The sequence below is a fragment of the Sungkyunkwania multivorans genome (assembly GCF_042675645.1).
Classification (GTDB): domain Bacteria; phylum Bacteroidota; class Bacteroidia; order Flavobacteriales; family Flavobacteriaceae; genus Sungkyunkwania; species Sungkyunkwania multivorans.
The window spans coordinates 155,174-169,551 of sequence record NZ_JBHTJH010000004.1; the positions used below are offsets into that span (position 1 = coordinate 155,174).

17 protein-coding genes are annotated in these 14,378 nt (G+C 41.6%); 7 read left to right on the top strand and 10 right to left on the bottom strand.

Translation table 11 applies throughout. The annotated features are described in order from the left end of the window. Positions 1 to 19: 19 nt before the first annotated feature. From ACFQ1M_RS03680 to ACFQ1M_RS03705, 6 genes are all read right to left on the bottom strand, one after another. Positions 20 to 520, bottom strand: a complete 501-nt coding sequence (locus ACFQ1M_RS03680; RefSeq protein ID WP_386404039.1) for an IS1096 element passenger TnpR family protein — start codon at positions 518 to 520, stop codon at positions 20 to 22. Between the two features lie 24 nt (positions 521 to 544). Next, positions 545 to 1,579 carry a COX15/CtaA family protein gene (locus ACFQ1M_RS03685; protein WP_386404042.1) on the bottom strand — a complete coding sequence of 345 codons (1,035 nt, stop codon included), beginning with the start codon at positions 1,577 to 1,579 and terminating at the stop codon, positions 545 to 547. Further along, positions 1,576 to 2,988, bottom strand: a complete 1,413-nt coding sequence (locus ACFQ1M_RS03690; protein WP_386404045.1) for a CCA tRNA nucleotidyltransferase — start codon at positions 2,986 to 2,988, stop codon at positions 1,576 to 1,578. Before ACFQ1M_RS03690 ends, ACFQ1M_RS03685 begins: the two co-directional genes overlap by 4 nt. A 264-nt stretch (positions 2,989 to 3,252) precedes the next feature. Further along, positions 3,253 to 3,813 (bottom strand): L-threonylcarbamoyladenylate synthase, encoded by a 561-nt coding sequence (locus tag ACFQ1M_RS03695; protein WP_386404049.1) that lies wholly within the window; start codon positions 3,811 to 3,813, stop codon positions 3,253 to 3,255. Next, positions 3,776 to 4,855, bottom strand: coding sequence for a glycosyltransferase family 52 (locus ACFQ1M_RS03700; protein WP_386404052.1), 1,080 nt, complete (start codon positions 4,853 to 4,855; stop codon positions 3,776 to 3,778). Before ACFQ1M_RS03700 ends, ACFQ1M_RS03695 begins: the two co-directional genes overlap by 38 nt. Before the next feature lie 2 nt (positions 4,856 to 4,857). Next, positions 4,858 to 5,622, bottom strand: a complete 765-nt coding sequence (locus ACFQ1M_RS03705; RefSeq protein ID WP_386404055.1) for a glycosyltransferase family 32 protein — start codon at positions 5,620 to 5,622, stop codon at positions 4,858 to 4,860. A gap of 122 nt (positions 5,623 to 5,744) precedes the next feature. Between ACFQ1M_RS03705 and ACFQ1M_RS03710 the strand changes: the two genes are divergently transcribed. Then, the gene (locus ACFQ1M_RS03710; protein WP_386404058.1) at positions 5,745 to 6,500 is read left to right on the top strand and encodes a glycosyltransferase family 2 protein; all 756 of its coding nucleotides are present in this window, start codon (positions 5,745 to 5,747) and stop codon (positions 6,498 to 6,500) included. Beyond that, the gene (locus ACFQ1M_RS03715; RefSeq protein ID WP_386404061.1) at positions 6,497 to 7,441 is read left to right on the top strand and encodes an NAD-dependent epimerase/dehydratase family protein; all 945 of its coding nucleotides are present in this window, start codon (positions 6,497 to 6,499) and stop codon (positions 7,439 to 7,441) included. The genes ACFQ1M_RS03710 and ACFQ1M_RS03715 overlap by 4 nt, the downstream gene beginning before the upstream one ends. Here ACFQ1M_RS03715 and ACFQ1M_RS03720 read toward each other — a convergent pair. Beyond that, a complete protein-coding gene (locus tag ACFQ1M_RS03720; RefSeq protein WP_386404064.1) occupies positions 7,434 to 8,204 on the bottom strand; it encodes a glycosyltransferase family 2 protein in 771 nt (256 codons plus the stop codon). The two genes, ACFQ1M_RS03715 and ACFQ1M_RS03720, sit on opposite strands and share 8 nt — an antisense overlap. 88 nt (positions 8,205 to 8,292) lie before the next feature. After that, entirely contained in the window at positions 8,293 to 9,108 is an 816-nt protein-coding gene (locus tag ACFQ1M_RS03725; protein WP_386404067.1) for a 2,3,4,5-tetrahydropyridine-2,6-dicarboxylate N-succinyltransferase, read from the bottom strand. 101 nt (positions 9,109 to 9,209) lie between these two features. Here ACFQ1M_RS03725 and ruvX point away from each other — a divergent pair, with 101 nt between their 5' ends. The 3 genes from ruvX (at position 9,210) to ACFQ1M_RS03740 (ending at position 10,796) form a co-directional block, all read left to right on the top strand. Continuing rightward, positions 9,210 to 9,620: a Holliday junction resolvase RuvX gene (gene ruvX, locus ACFQ1M_RS03730; RefSeq protein ID WP_386404070.1), complete on the top strand. Its 411-nt coding sequence runs from the start codon at positions 9,210 to 9,212 to the stop codon at positions 9,618 to 9,620. Positions 9,621 to 9,656: 36 nt separating this feature from the next. Further along, the gene (gene def, locus ACFQ1M_RS03735) at positions 9,657 to 10,247 is read left to right on the top strand and encodes a peptide deformylase (protein ID WP_386404073.1); all 591 of its coding nucleotides are present in this window, start codon (positions 9,657 to 9,659) and stop codon (positions 10,245 to 10,247) included. Positions 10,248 to 10,322: 75 nt separating this feature from the next. Next, positions 10,323 to 10,796 (top strand): DUF5606 family protein, encoded by a 474-nt coding sequence (locus ACFQ1M_RS03740; RefSeq protein WP_386404076.1) that lies wholly within the window; start codon positions 10,323 to 10,325, stop codon positions 10,794 to 10,796. 54 nt (positions 10,797 to 10,850) lie between these two features. Here ACFQ1M_RS03740 and ACFQ1M_RS03745 read toward each other — a convergent pair whose 3' ends face one another. Both ACFQ1M_RS03745 and ACFQ1M_RS03750 read right to left on the bottom strand, forming a co-directional pair. Then, the gene (locus tag ACFQ1M_RS03745) at positions 10,851 to 12,233 is read right to left on the bottom strand and encodes a T9SS type A sorting domain-containing protein (protein ID WP_386404079.1); all 1,383 of its coding nucleotides are present in this window, start codon (positions 12,231 to 12,233) and stop codon (positions 10,851 to 10,853) included. Between the two features lie 14 nt (positions 12,234 to 12,247). After that, positions 12,248 to 12,748: a hypothetical protein gene (locus ACFQ1M_RS03750; protein WP_386404082.1), complete on the bottom strand. Its 501-nt coding sequence runs from the start codon at positions 12,746 to 12,748 to the stop codon at positions 12,248 to 12,250. A 144-nt stretch (positions 12,749 to 12,892) separates the two neighbouring features. On the opposite strand from ACFQ1M_RS03750, the gene mazG reads away from it, so the two are divergent. Next, complete coding sequence (gene mazG / locus ACFQ1M_RS03755; RefSeq protein ID WP_386404086.1) at positions 12,893 to 13,666, top strand: nucleoside triphosphate pyrophosphohydrolase; 774 nt, start codon at positions 12,893 to 12,895, stop codon at positions 13,664 to 13,666. Between the two features lie 78 nt (positions 13,667 to 13,744). Next, positions 13,745 to 14,353, top strand: coding sequence for a hypothetical protein (locus tag ACFQ1M_RS03760; RefSeq protein WP_386404089.1), 609 nt, complete (start codon positions 13,745 to 13,747; stop codon positions 14,351 to 14,353). The last annotated feature ends 25 nt before the right edge of the window (positions 14,354 to 14,378 follow it).

The following is a 14,378-nucleotide window of genomic DNA, read 5'->3' on the forward strand; positions in this document are numbered from 1 at the left end:
CTTATCTCGTCTATCGCCGTCAATTCCAATTCTCGTCAAAATCTAGATTTTCATAATCATCGATATCTAGACCTAGATCATCAAATTCACTGTTCACATCACCTTCCTCCGTCTCAAATTGTTTCTCTGGTGCAGCATCGGGTAATTCGCCATGCGCAAACATTAGGTTGGGGTAGGTCCGTCCGGCCTGTTTTTCACCGATGTCTGCGAGTTCAACGAAGAAGGTCCACATGTTGAGGAAATCGTAGATATAGATGAGCTTTGTATTATCGCGGTTGGCAATGGCATCCAACGAAGTTTCTTCCATGATCATGCCTTCACCAGTATCAAACATAGAGATCTCCTCTCCCTGATTCCAATCGTTGTCACTGGTATAGAAAGAGGCCATTTCCCCACCATCGAACCCAAAAGCTTGTACAATGCTATTGTGAAAGTCTTCAAAAGAGGCGTTAGCCTCAATTTCTATATCTCTAAAGATGTCCTCTTCGGTATCTAATATAACTCTAAAGCGGTAGATCATGTTAAAAAACTTAAATGCGCAAATTTACAAAGTTTCCACAGATGTAACAGCTTTTCTCGACTCTAAGAATAAATAAAACTGCACACCAAACAATAGGGTAGCGATGACAAGGTGCAACGGCTGGGACCCAAATGGGAAATCGATATAATACATGGCCATTCCGCTAAGGATCTCAATAAAAAGCAAAAGCATCACCCAATTCATCTTGCGATATCCCAGTTGAAGTTTGCTGTTCCTATAATAAAGGAAGGCATTCATGGCAAACACCAAGATAGAGAAAGAGCGATGAAAATAGAATTTGAAGGTGGGGTATGACAGCCACGCCTCAGGCGCATCGTATCCGTAGAATTTTACCTGTTCGTCGACATACTGCCTTACCTGTGTTCCAAGAATGATCTGTCCAAGGGTAAATAAAATGGTTATGATGAGTACGTTCCTAAAAACCCCGTCATATTTGATCGATGCAGTGCTGCTCCTTGTAACGTAGATGAGATAGAGAAGCATGGCCACTATGACCAATGCCATCACCATGTGTACAGTGATCTTATAAGGTGCTAGATTAGAATCCACGACGGTTTTTCCAAGCCACGCCTGAAACCCCATTCCGAAGACGGTCAACCACGAAACGACCGTCAACCACCTTTGCTTTCTGAAAAACCAAAAGGATAGCACAGCCATCACGAGGATGGGAATTCCCGAGAGCGCTCCTAAGAGCCTGTTTACATATTCTATCCAAGTATGCAGTGGATTGAAAATGGCATAGTCGTGCTTGGTATAGCTGTCCCAATTGCTATCATTGTAAACATTTCCAGAGGTGAAATCCTTTGGTGTGATCCTCAATTCCTCATCAACGATGATAATTCTTCCTTCCTTATAAAAATGGTTGGGTCGCCATTGCAACTCAGTTTCTTCGGTTGGAGGGATATAGTAACCAAAACATTTTGGCCAATCCGGACATCCCATCCCAGAGCCCGTCATACGTACTACCGCCCCAGCAACAATAACCAGATATATGAGTATCAATGCTGTCTTTGCAGCTTTTCTGAAGTATTTTCTCATGCCTTAAGCCCCATTTTTTCCGCTTTCCTTATCATAAATGCTCTCGCTGCCTCGTATTCGTTCGGGATCTCTCCTTCCAATATGGCCTCTTTGATCGCATCTTTTATCATTCCAATTTCTCGGGAAGGTTTCAAATTGAACGTTTGCATGATCTCTTCGCCTGATACCGGAGGCTGAAAGTTCCTTACATGATCACGTTCTTCTACTTCAACGATCTTGTCTCGTACGATCTTAAAGTTGTTATGGTATTTCTTGAAGCGCTTTGGATTCTTTGTAGTGATGTCTGCTTCACAAAGCGTCATAAGGTCATCGACATGGTCGCCAGCGTCAAATACCAATCTTCTAACGGCAGAATCGGTGACAATGTCTTGGGCCAAGACGATCGGACGACTGCTCATCAACACCATTTTTTGCACGAATTTCATCTTTTCGTTAAGAGGCATTCGCAATCGCTTAAAAAGCTTATAGACCATTTTGCTTCCTACAAATTCGTGTCCGTGAAAGGTCCACCCCACTTTTTTACTGAACTTTTTTGTTGGTGCCTTTCCAATATCATGAAGCAATGCCGCCCAGCGCAACCATAAATTATCGGTATTTTCAGCAATATTGTCCACGACCTCCAATGTATGCCAGAAGTTGTCTTTGTGGCGCTGCCCTTCTACCTCATCGATGCCCTGAAGCGCACTCAATTCAGGTAATATATAGGGAAGGAGCTGTGTTTTATGCATCAATGCTAATCCAATTGATGGCTTCGGGGTGCTTAGGATCTTGTTCAACTCATCGACGATCCGTTCCTTTGAAATGATCTTTATGCGCTCTTTGTTACGCTTTATAGCGTCCAATGAGGCTGGCACTATGGTGAAATTCAACTGTGTGGCAAACCGGATGGCACGCATCATTCGTAAGGGATCATCGCTATAGGTAATATCGGGATCCAAGGGAGTTTTGATAAGCTTCCTCTCTAAGTGGCCTACGCCGTCAAAAGGGTCCAGTAGATCTCCAAAGTTTTCCTTCTTCAAGCTTAACGCAAGCGCATTGATGGTAAAATCCCTTCGCTTTTGATCGTCTTGCAAGGTTCCGTCTTCAACGATAGGTTTTCTGCTATCGCTACGGTAGCTTTCTTTGCGGGCACCGACAAACTCGATCTCTACATCATCGGTTTTGATCATGGCAGTTCCATAGTTCTTAAAAACTTGCACTTTGGGCTTTCCTGGGAGCAGGTCGGCCACTTTTTTGGCAAGAAGAATACCGCTACCAACGGCTACAATGTCGATGTCTTTAGCGTTGCCTCTTTTTAAAAGAAAATCACGCACAAATCCACCGATGACATACGCCTCTAGTTCCAGATCTTCGGCCGCGTTTGCTATGATGTTAAAGATATTCTTTTGAAGTGCTTCTTTATAATTCATTTTAATTTTTGCCACGGATGCATAAATCCTCTATTTCTTTCTTGAATTTTGAAAGATTTCACAAATTTACAACCTATTTTAATCATAGAATAACTCTTTGATGATCTAAAAGGTCTTTATGGAAGTTTGCTAAAATTGCAAGTCTGTTAGAAGAAACTTTTAGATCATTTAGACATTGGGCACTATGTTTGTCATGAATTTATTCGTGAGATTCTAAGCTCAAAGTTCAGACTAACTTTTATCGTGCATTTGTGTCGAATAAAACTATTTGCGTAGGATCTTTACTTCACCATCATTGGTTAACTTAATGATGGTAGATGGATTGCCACCAACTTTATCGCGATGCAAATCTACTACATGGTCCACACTGTTGATAATGTCTGGGTCGATCTCTTTGAAGTTTTGAGGTGCGGGATCTCCACTTATATTGGCCGATGTGGAAACCAAAGGGCGTTGTAGCTTGTCGATCAAGTGTCTACAAAACTCATCTTTGACTATTCTAATGGCCAAAGTGTTATCGGCTGCGACCAAATTCTTTGCAATGCCACGTGGGTTGTCGTAGATAATGGTGGTGGGCTTGGTTGTACTTTTAAGAATATCGAAAGCGATGGCCGGAACTTCTTGGACATATCGTTGTAACATCCTTACATCTGAAACGAGACAGATAAGCGCCTTGCTATCATCTCTTCTCTTGATCTTATATATGCTACTTACAGCGGCCGCATCGGTGGCATCGCAACCAAGTCCCCATACCGTGTCGGTGGGGTAGAGTATGGTGTCTCCCTGTTTAAGATGCCTTAACGCAGTCTCTATCGCTTCTTTCATGGCAGAAATCCAATACTTGATTCTTTATGTCCTCATTGGTGAGGTGTTCGATATAATCATTTCCAAGGTAGTGCTTTTTGTCAGTGTTGTCCATATTTTCCAAGGCGGTGGAAAATAGCGTGTAACAATCCTGAAAATGAACCTTCTCATTTAAAGATAACACCTCGATTGGAAATAAGGCAGGAAGAACTATAGCATCAGGAAAATGTACTTGATACGCAGTGATTTCTCTCGGATGTGTTTTAATGACCACTTTGGTGGAAGCCGAGATGTTTTCGATAATATCCTTGTAAATATCGATCTTGGTTTGTTCATCTGCTACCAGACCATCTTCCGATAACGGCTGAGTAAGGATCAACGAGCATTTTCCGTTTAAATCTTTGGTGCCTGTATCGTACATAAACAGTTGATAGATCTCTTGTTTTAATTCATCGGAAAGCAACTTCTCGATCTTCTTGGTGTTAAGCTCCACAGCTTTATTTTTTAATTTAGAAGGAAGTTGATCCGGGTTTTGTGCATGTACGGCAATGATTTCATCTCCATGACCATTCTCTACCAAACATTTTGTGAGGTATTTTTTCTTGATCATTTCAGACAATTTTGGGACGAACTGATAGGTCTTAAACCCGTCTTCGATCATGTGCAATCGATTGTTGGGGTATTTTAAGAAAAAATAATTCTTGGAAGAATCCGTATCACAAAAGTAAATATCTGATTGTTCGATAAATGCCTGCTCCTCTTTAAGCTCTGGACAGGTCTCTTCTATATATTCTGTGATTTTCTGTTTCTTTCTAAAGGTATAATTGAACTTTCCGATATGAGCAACTTGTGTCTTTCGGCAAGGCATCATGATCACTTTTCTGAAGAAGATCGACTTTTCCAAACTAGGGATGAGCTTTTCAATTTCGGGTGTATTCTCTACAAGAATCAGCAAATTATCTTGCTTTTTGTCTATTTCATAGTCATTCTGTACAATTATCTTGAAAATAGACATGTAGATGTTATAGATCGTTGAGCCGACAAAAGTGTTTGGGGTGTTCATACTTAGGTCAAGTTAATGATATGATAAAAACGCTCTTTTTGCATCTTATATTTTATACGATCAGAAATAAGCAATGGTAACTTTTGCAACTTTCTTTTTATACTATCCAGGTAATAGGATGCTCCTTTCTTCTTGTTTCGCCATGAGTCTTCCCACCAATGGATACAGACCGTGTTTTCTGTAATACACGCTGGTGAATATTCTTCTAACCAGGAAAATGGAAAGAAATAATCGGTAGTAAGGATCTTTACATCATTTACGGTTTGCGTCTTGTATTCGTCAACGCCATATTTTTTTAAGATAACGTTGCTTACAATGGGTGGTCCGCCCATCGCATTGAAATGGAGTCGTTGCTTACGTTCGGTCTCCTTGATACAATCCAAAACAAACTCATTGCCCTTATTGGCACCGATCACTGCCGAATTCAACGGATATATCGAATCTTCAAGATCAGTCTGAAAGCCCACAAACGCCTCTTCTTCTAGCAATGCTCCAAAGTCTTTCAATATTTCAATGTCCGTATCAAGATAGATGCCACCTTCAGTATAGATAGAGTAGAGTCGCATATAGTCTGTGATAAAGGACCATTTCTTTTGCTTGTACAGTAACTTCAAAAACGGAAGCCTGTCAAATGGGGTGTTGCTCTCGTCCCACTTCTTTATCTCATAATCTGGAAGTTTCTCTTCCCATGAGGCGATGCATTTTTTTATGGTGTCATTGTAGCTGCCATTACCATACCAGCAAAAATGTATTTTTTTTGGAATCATCAAAATGTTTTTTGAAGGGGAATTTGTTTATTTGTAACCCCTTTGCCACAATTTGGCGCAAATATACCAATTTCAACCAATTATGTTGACTTTGTGATGTTTTAAACGAAATTCAGAACCGTATGGCTATCAGCGGATTGGTGATCAGTTTTAATGAAGAACGACATATTGGCGATTGCATCGATTCGTTATTTCGAGTCTGTGATGAGGTCATCGTGGTAGATTCATTCAGCAAGGATGATACCGTAAAGATAGCAACTTCCAAAGGGGCCAAGGTCATCTCCCAGGAATTTTTAGGGGATGGGAAGCAACGAATTCATGGATTACAATTCTGTAAGAACGATTGGATCCTCAATCTTGACGCCGATGAACGTTTGGACGAAGACACTTATCAATTCATCATGAGTGAAGCTTATTTAGATCTTCCACACGATGCCTACAATTTGCGGATGCGCAACTTTTTGGGAGATGAGGAGGTCAATTACTCAGGTTGGTATCCAGACTACACCTGTCGTTTCTTTAACAAACAAACGGCAACGCCCTCTACCTCCAAAGTACATCAACGTATTCAGGCCAACAATATCAAAGACACCAAATTACACCTCTATCATTACGGATGGGATAGCTTCTTTCAGATCATTTCGAAGAAAAACCAATATACCGATTGGCAAGCCGAAGAATTGGTAGCGAGAGGGAAGAAGGCCAAGTGGTTCGATCCTTTCACCCATGGGTTTGCGGCATGGTTTCGATGCTATTTCTTCAAAAAGGGCGTGTTAAATGGGGTAGATGGATTTACCTTTGCATTGATACAGGCATTTTTCTCTTATATGAAATACGCCAAGTTGTTGAAACTTCAAAAAAAGAAAGACAGGTCATGAAGATATTGATCACAGGGGTAGCAGGTTTTATCGGGTCGCACTTGGCAGAGCATCTCGCTTCAGAAGGTCATGAAGTGGTTGGCGTGGATAACTTCAACGATTATTACGATGTTAGCTTGAAACGATTGAATGCATCGCAAGTAAGAGAAAAAGGGGTGACCATCATCGAAGCGAATCTAAATGACGATCTCGAAGCTGTTTTGCCTTCGGGATTTGACTATGTCTATCATCTGGCTGCACAGCCTGGTATCGCGGCTCATATATCCTTAGAAGAATATGTGAACAACAATATTTTCGCCACACAAAAGCTGTTAGCTTGGACGTTGAAATACAATCCGGAGGTCAAGCTTTTTGTGAACATCGCCACCTCTTCGATCTACGGACTGGAAGCCACGCTGCCGGAGACGGCCGAAGTAAAGCCAATATCCTTTTATGGAAGTACGAAGCTCGCCGCCGAACAATTGGTACTCGGCTTGGCAAGGACCAAACAGATGAATACGTGCTCTATTCGATGTTTTTCAGTATATGGCCCAAGAGAAAGGCCAGAAAAGCTGTATACCAAGCTTATCAAGGCGATCTTTGAAGGAACAAGGTTTCCGTTGCATCAAGGAAGTGAAAAACATTCGCGTAGCTTTACTTACGTGGGTGATATCGTAAAAGGACTCGCTGCGGTCATTGGAAAAGAAACCATCTGCAATGGAGAGATCTTCAATATCGGTTCGGATCAAGAATTTACCACTGGCGAAGGAATCGCATTGATCGAAAAGATCATCGGAAAAAAAGCGATGATCCAACATACGGCTCCGCGTCCGGGAGATCAACTGCGCACCACGGCGATCATTGATAAAGCGAGAAAACTATTGAATTACGACCCCACTACCGAATTCGAAGAAGGCTTAAAACAACAAGTGGCGTGGTACAGAGCAAACTTCGTCAAGTAGCTTTATTTTCCTTCCAGAGTTTGGCAAGCGTTACATATCGCGAATGCACACCCAATGCATTCAAATGCGAAATAATGATTCCCTTCTTGCCATCTAAAATGCCCAACCGAATAATGTAATGGTTAAAGAATTTCCATGTAGGTCTAAAGATCTTTAAGAAAAGGTTGCTTTTCTTCCCCTTTCTGAATTCCTCTTGCGCCCGCAGTTGGCCGTATTTGATCATTTTCCTTTTGTAGTCTTCATAATCGCTATACGAATAATGAATCAGCTTGTTTTTGAATTTCCCAAGGCTGCCATCAATTTGAAGCTGCTCATGCACGATGCGATCGCCTTCAAACTGACACTTGCTTTTTCTGAATAGGCGCACATTCTTGTCCGTTTGCCAACCACTGAACCGAAGCTTTTTATCATTGAACATAAATTGTCGGTAAAACCAATAGGCAACATGCGGCTTTTGGTCGTCCTTCAAAGTTGCATAGATCTCTTCTCTGAGTGCTACGGTAACTTCTTCATCGGCATCGAGGAACAACACCCAGTCGTTGTTCGCTAGGCTTAACGTGTATGTCTTTTGTTTGGTGAAATCCTCGAATTTATGTTGAAAGACCTTTACCTGCGGGTACTCATCTTTTAAGATGTTCAAGGTGGTATCTGTACTATACGAATCCACGATGATGATCTCATCGGCAAAAGCGATCGAGTCCAAGCACCGTCTGATGTTTTCCTCCTCGTTATAGGTAATGACTAAGGCTGAGAGTTTTTGCAAGGTAGCGTGTCTTTAGCATCGCAAATATAAAGCAGTTTGGATCAGTAACATAAAAAAGCCCATGTTTTAAAACATAGGCTATTGCTTCTTAGACCGCTACATCATGTTCTCGCAACGCGTCATTTAGCGACGTCTTTTTATTGGTGCTTTCCTTGCGCTTGCCAATGATCAGTGCACAAGGCACATTGTATTCGCCCGCAGGGAATTTTTTGGTGTAGCTACCTGGGATCACCACCGATCTTGGAGGTACTTCTCCCTTCATTTCTAAAGGTTGGTCTCCCGTAACGTCGATGATCTTGGTAGAGGCAGTGAGTACTACATTGGCTCCTAAAACGGCCTCCGTACCAACACGAACGCCTTCTACGACGATGCATCTCGATCCGATAAAGGCATCATCTTCGATGATCACTGGTGCTGCCTGCAAGGGCTCCAAGACCCCACCAATGCCAACACCTCCAGAAAGGTGAACATTCCTTCCGATCTGTGCACAACTACCAACGGTGGCCCAAGTATCTACCATCGTTCCTTCATCCACGTAGGCGCCAATATTCACATAGCTTGGCATCATAATGACTCCCGAAGAAATATACGCGCCATGTCTCGCCACGGCATGTGGCACCACTCTGATCCCTTTTTCCTTATAGCCTGTCTTTAAAGGTATTTTATCGTGAAATTCAAGCGGTCCTGCTTCGATGGTTTCCATCTTTTGAATAGGGAAGTAGAGGACCACGCCTTTCTTCACCCACTCATTTACCTGCCAGCCACTTTGAGTAGGTTCGGCGACGCGAAGTGTCCCTTCGTCAAGTAAAGAGATCACCTTTCTGATCGCCTGTTGAGTGTCTGTTGATTTCAATAATTCTCGGTTGTCCCAAGCCTTCTCTATGATTGATTGTAATTCGGTCATTTATTGTTGCTTTTTAGGCAAAGATAAGCGGTGGTTTTCAATAAAGCGAGCGATTTTATACTTGTAACAATATAAACCGTATTTTTGCCAAAAATCTTCAAATGGCACGAATTTTGGCGATAGATTATGGGAAGAAACGAACGGGGATTGCGGTCACGGATGAGCTGCAGATCATCGCTTCGGGACTTACTACTGTCGCCACGGATGAGTTATTTGATTTTTTGAAAGATTATTTGAAAGAAGAGCAGGTAGCGCTTTTTGTGGTCGGAGAACCCAAACAAATGAACAATGAGGCTTCGGAAAGTGAAGTGCTCATCCGTCCGTTTGTAGAAAAGTTGAAGGCGACCTTTAAGGATATTCCTGTGGAACGCGTGGATGAACGATTTACGTCCAAAATGGCGTTTCAAACGATGATCGATAGCGGATTGAAGAAAAAGCAGCGACGAAACAAAGCTTTGGTAGATGAGATAAGTGCAACTATCATTCTTCAATCTTATTTATATAATAAATAACATGAATGTTGACCGTTTGGTGTTAATGAAACGAATATGATTTTACCTATTGTGGCTTATGGCGATCCTGTATTGCGAAAGAAGGCCAAAGAAATTAGCAAAGATCACCCTGATCTGTCTACCTTGATCGAGAATATGTGGGAAACCATGTATCAGGCTAGTGGAATCGGCTTGGCTGCTCCGCAAGTCGGAGTGCCCATACGATTGTTTTTGGTCGATGCAACACCTTTTGGAGAGGACGAGGAACTTACCGAAGAAGAGCGAATGACCCTTAAAGAGTTTAAAAAGGTCTTTATCAATGCGCAAATGCTAGATGAAACTGGGGACGAGTGGGCTTTCAATGAAGGCTGTCTGAGCATTCCCGATATCAGAGAGGATGTCTTTCGTCAAGAAACCATTCGGATCAAGTATTTGGATGAAAATTTTGAAGAGCATGTTGATGAGTTCGACGGGATCGCTGCTCGCATCATCCAACACGAATACGACCATATCGAGGGAATATTGTTTACCGATAAACTTTCGGGCTTAAAGAAACGTTTGATAAAAGGGAAGCTGAACAAGATCTCCAAGGGCTTGGTCCATGTCGATTACAGAATGAAATTCCCTTTGGCGAAAAAAGCACGGTAACCTTTTGGAAAAATAAAAACTACCTGTGAAATTTGTGGAAATAATCTTTACAGGAAATCATTCAAACTTTACAATATGAGTTTAGAAAAAATATTATCGATCACTGGCAAGCCAGGATTATACGAATTGAAGACCCAAACACGCTCTGGTTTTGTGGTGGAGTCGCTTTTGGATGGTAAGAAAATGGCAGTGAGTTTGCGACACAACGTAAGCTTGCTTTCAGAAATTGCAGTTTATACCCTTTCAGAGGAATTGCCATTGAACGATGTTTTTGAAAAGATGCATCAAAAAGAAAATGGAGAAAAGGCATCGGTGAACCCAAAAGACGAAAAAATAAAGTTAGAGGAATATTTTTTTGAGGTCTTACCTGATTACGATGAGGATCGTGTCTACGCAAGCGATATCAAAAAAATTGTACAATGGTACAATTTGCTTATCGACAAGAAGTTGCTGAAATTCGAAGAGGAAGAGAAGCAAAAGAAAGAGAAGAAGGAGAAAGCTAAGGGCAAAGGGGAGAAGAAAGCGGCGACAACGAAAGAAAAAGAATAGTTGATGACGTATCTATCTGTTGATCTATAAAAATAAAAGAGGCTGGCTATGATGCTAGCCTTTTTTCATGATCTTTCTGCTGAAGACATTTCCATGCGCGCTGCGAATATTCAAGACATACGTTCCCGGAGCGAGATCGCTTATATCGATGGTCAAAAGTTTCTTCATAGCGCCGATCGCGGTCTTCAGCTGTTTACCGTCCAAAGAATATAACGCGACATTCAGATCTTCTTGAAACTCACTCTCAACAAGGATATTCAATAGGTCGTTGGCAGGATTCGGATATAATTGCAGCTCATAGGTATGCTCACTAGCAGTAATGTCCTCAATGCCCAAAGTACCGTACTCAATGGTCCAGTTTACGGTTGTAAAATGTAAGGTGGCATGGTTGTCTACACGTAACAGGCTGGTTTCATCACGCACATTCACATGGAGTACGTTTGTACCGATATCGAGCTCATTTTCCGCCACTGAAACCATATCAACATCCGCCGCATAGGCATTGCCATTTAAGGTCCAATTGGTTTTGAGCGTATTTGGGTTGGGCAAGATGAGATCGAGAGCAAAATCCACCGGAAAGCTTCCAGGCATTATCGTCATACCGTTGTCCGGGACAAAGGATTCGACAGGATCTACCATGGTATGGATGGTTTCAACGATACCTTCTGCGCAGACCGAACAAAAAGGATAGGTCAATGTTTGCATGATACAGAATTGATGCGGCTTGTACCACTGCGAAGCGTTGCCGCCACAGCAATGCTGAAAAATACCTACGCCATTATCGCCATCCCAATTTTTCCATTTTACGGTCAATGGATCATTGTCCTGTGTCATATTAATGGCTTCGCCAGCAAAGATATCGCCCGCCCAGTATTCATCCTTTAACCCAACAAACGAATGTCCTATCTCGTGAATGGCGATCTCTTTTCCAAACTGTTCGGTCGAGGCCACGGGGATCTCTCCGCCACTTCCTCCGTAGAAAGGAGTGTTAACCAACATGATGGCTTGGTCGTAGGCAGGAACATTGTCTGCCAAGACATCCATTGCAGTAACATTGTTAACTGTCAACGAACGATGAAAGCCAAAACTATCGAACTGAGCATCAAAATAGGTGTCGAAAAATCCGGTGGCATGCTGTGGCTCAGGCACGTCCGTAGCCGTTCCTGCATGGTCAGCGCCACTTTCGTTAGAAGGAGTTTTGATCAAGAAGACATTGAAATATGACTGGTATTGCGTAAAAGGTGCTTTGTTGAAGAGAGCAGAGGTAAAGTCGTTGGCATCTGCGATGAGCTTGTTAAATTCCGAAGCTTGATAGCCATCTCCCATGATCACCAGATTGATGAACTTATCATCGGCACCATTGAATTGAAGCGTATCGACGTCAAAGACCTGTGCCTTTGAAACAAAGGCCATCAGGCTTATAACGAATACTATCATGCTCCTCTTCATGTCTACAATGCTGCTCTATACAATGATATGGTATCTTTTGAATTTGCTAGGACACGCTTAACGGTTACAAATTTAGTGCCTTTTTTTGCAAATAGACGTATGGTAAGATCGGTGCTGTCGAGTAGCACACGTCTTTTTTCGAATTCTTTGTTGTCGTTTAAGTACTCTACATCCTTTAACAATGGGTTCTGCGTAATATATTGGGAGGTGGGATGGTTGTCTTCGTCAAATAAACTAAATATGAATCGGTCAGCGCTAGGACTAGATAAAGGACCTTTTCTTTCTTTGGCAGAACCTTCAGAGAATTTCTTCGCTAGCAGTTTAATGGTAACTTCATTGTTGCCAGTATTCTGAATGGCTCTAAATGTTAGGAAAGCCAACTGATCAACGGTCGTTGTACTCTTTTCTATTTCGGTTCTTTCAATAGGAGTCTTGCTGCTTGAACATGAAAGTAAGCTGAGGAATACGAGTGTCAGATATGTTTCTTTTATATTGAAAACCATCTGCTTATAAGATTTTAGGGCGCCTAAAATTAGCCAATTCTATTAAGTTAGGACTGTTTTTGTCGTTAAAAAGCGTTAATAATTGCTGAAAACTACGTTATGGCCTATAAACGGCTTTGCGTACATTTACGAAAATTCTTTGTTATGAATAAAAGAGAGCAGCAACTAAAGGCCTTTGATCGATTGCTGACCATCATGGATGAGTTGAGAGCGCAATGTCCTTGGGATAAGAAACAAACGCTTCAATCTTTGAGGCATCTTACCATAGAGGAGACCTACGAGTTAGGGGATGCTATTTTAGACAATGACTTGCAAGAAGTAAAGAAGGAATTGGGAGATCTTTTACTTCATATCGTCTTTTATGCAAAGATAGGCAGCGAAACCGGAGATTTTGATATCGCTGATGTATCCAACAGTATTTGTGACAAACTCATCGATCGACATCCTCATATATACGGCGATGTTGAAGTGAAGAACGAAGAAGAGGTAAAACAGAATTGGGAGCGATTGAAGTTAAAGGAAGGAAAGACCTCGGTGTTGGAAGGAGTGCCAAAAAGTTTACCCGCGATGGTGAAGGCCAACCGTATTCAGGATAAAGTGGCTGGTGTTGGATTTGATTGGGAACAGCCAGAACAGGTCTTTGAAAAACTTCAGGAAGAGTTGGCAGAATTTCAAGAGGAGGTCATCGCAGGTGATAAGGAGAAAATAGAGGCCGAGTTTGGCGATGTACTTTTTTCGATGATCAACTACGCTCGCTTTTTAGACATCAATCCGGAGAATGCCTTAGAGCGGACCAACAAAAAATTCATAAAACGATTTCAATATTTAGAAACAAAGTCACAGCAGTATGGCAAAGAATTGAAGGATATGACACTTGCCGAGATGGATGTTTTCTGGGAAGAGGCGAAGAAATTATAATATTGCTCAGGGTACTCGTATCTATCTTGTATGAAAAATGTTATGTAATATTTTGTACATTCAAATAAAATATCAACCATGAAATACGTATTCAGAATTTTGCTGCTGGCGCTTGTGGCTATTGGCGGCTATTATGCCTATGAAAACTTCATCGCCGATAAGGCTATTCATATCCTAGAAGATGTACAGCATGAACTTTCTATGACTGAAGAGTTCGTTTTTTCGAGGGACAACATGAAGTTCTCGGAAATTCAGAACAATAAGAAGTTTCTTGCGCACGTAAATTACCTATATACTTGGGAAGCCAACGTACCCTTTGGCTTTTCTAGTAAAGATTTAAAGCTCGATTATGATAAGGATAACAAGGTATTGAATGTCGAGATAAAGACCTTGAGGTTATTTCCTTTTCAGATACATAACAAAAAGGCCAAAAAGACGAGCGAGTTCGCTTGGTTGAATCAAGGGGATCCGGTCGCAAAATTTTGGCAGAACATCGAAGGTCACACAAAGGATTTGATCAATAAGGAATTTAGCAAGAAGCCAAACGAAGTTGCCTCAGTAAAACAAATATCGAAAAATTCCCTAACCATTTCAGTACAAAACATCTTAAAGAAACTGGCTCTAAAAGATGTTGAGGTGCGAATACGAATCGATAAGTTAGCACTCTATAATGGCAAAAGGGTATGAACAAGAATTCTAAATTAAGATCAGA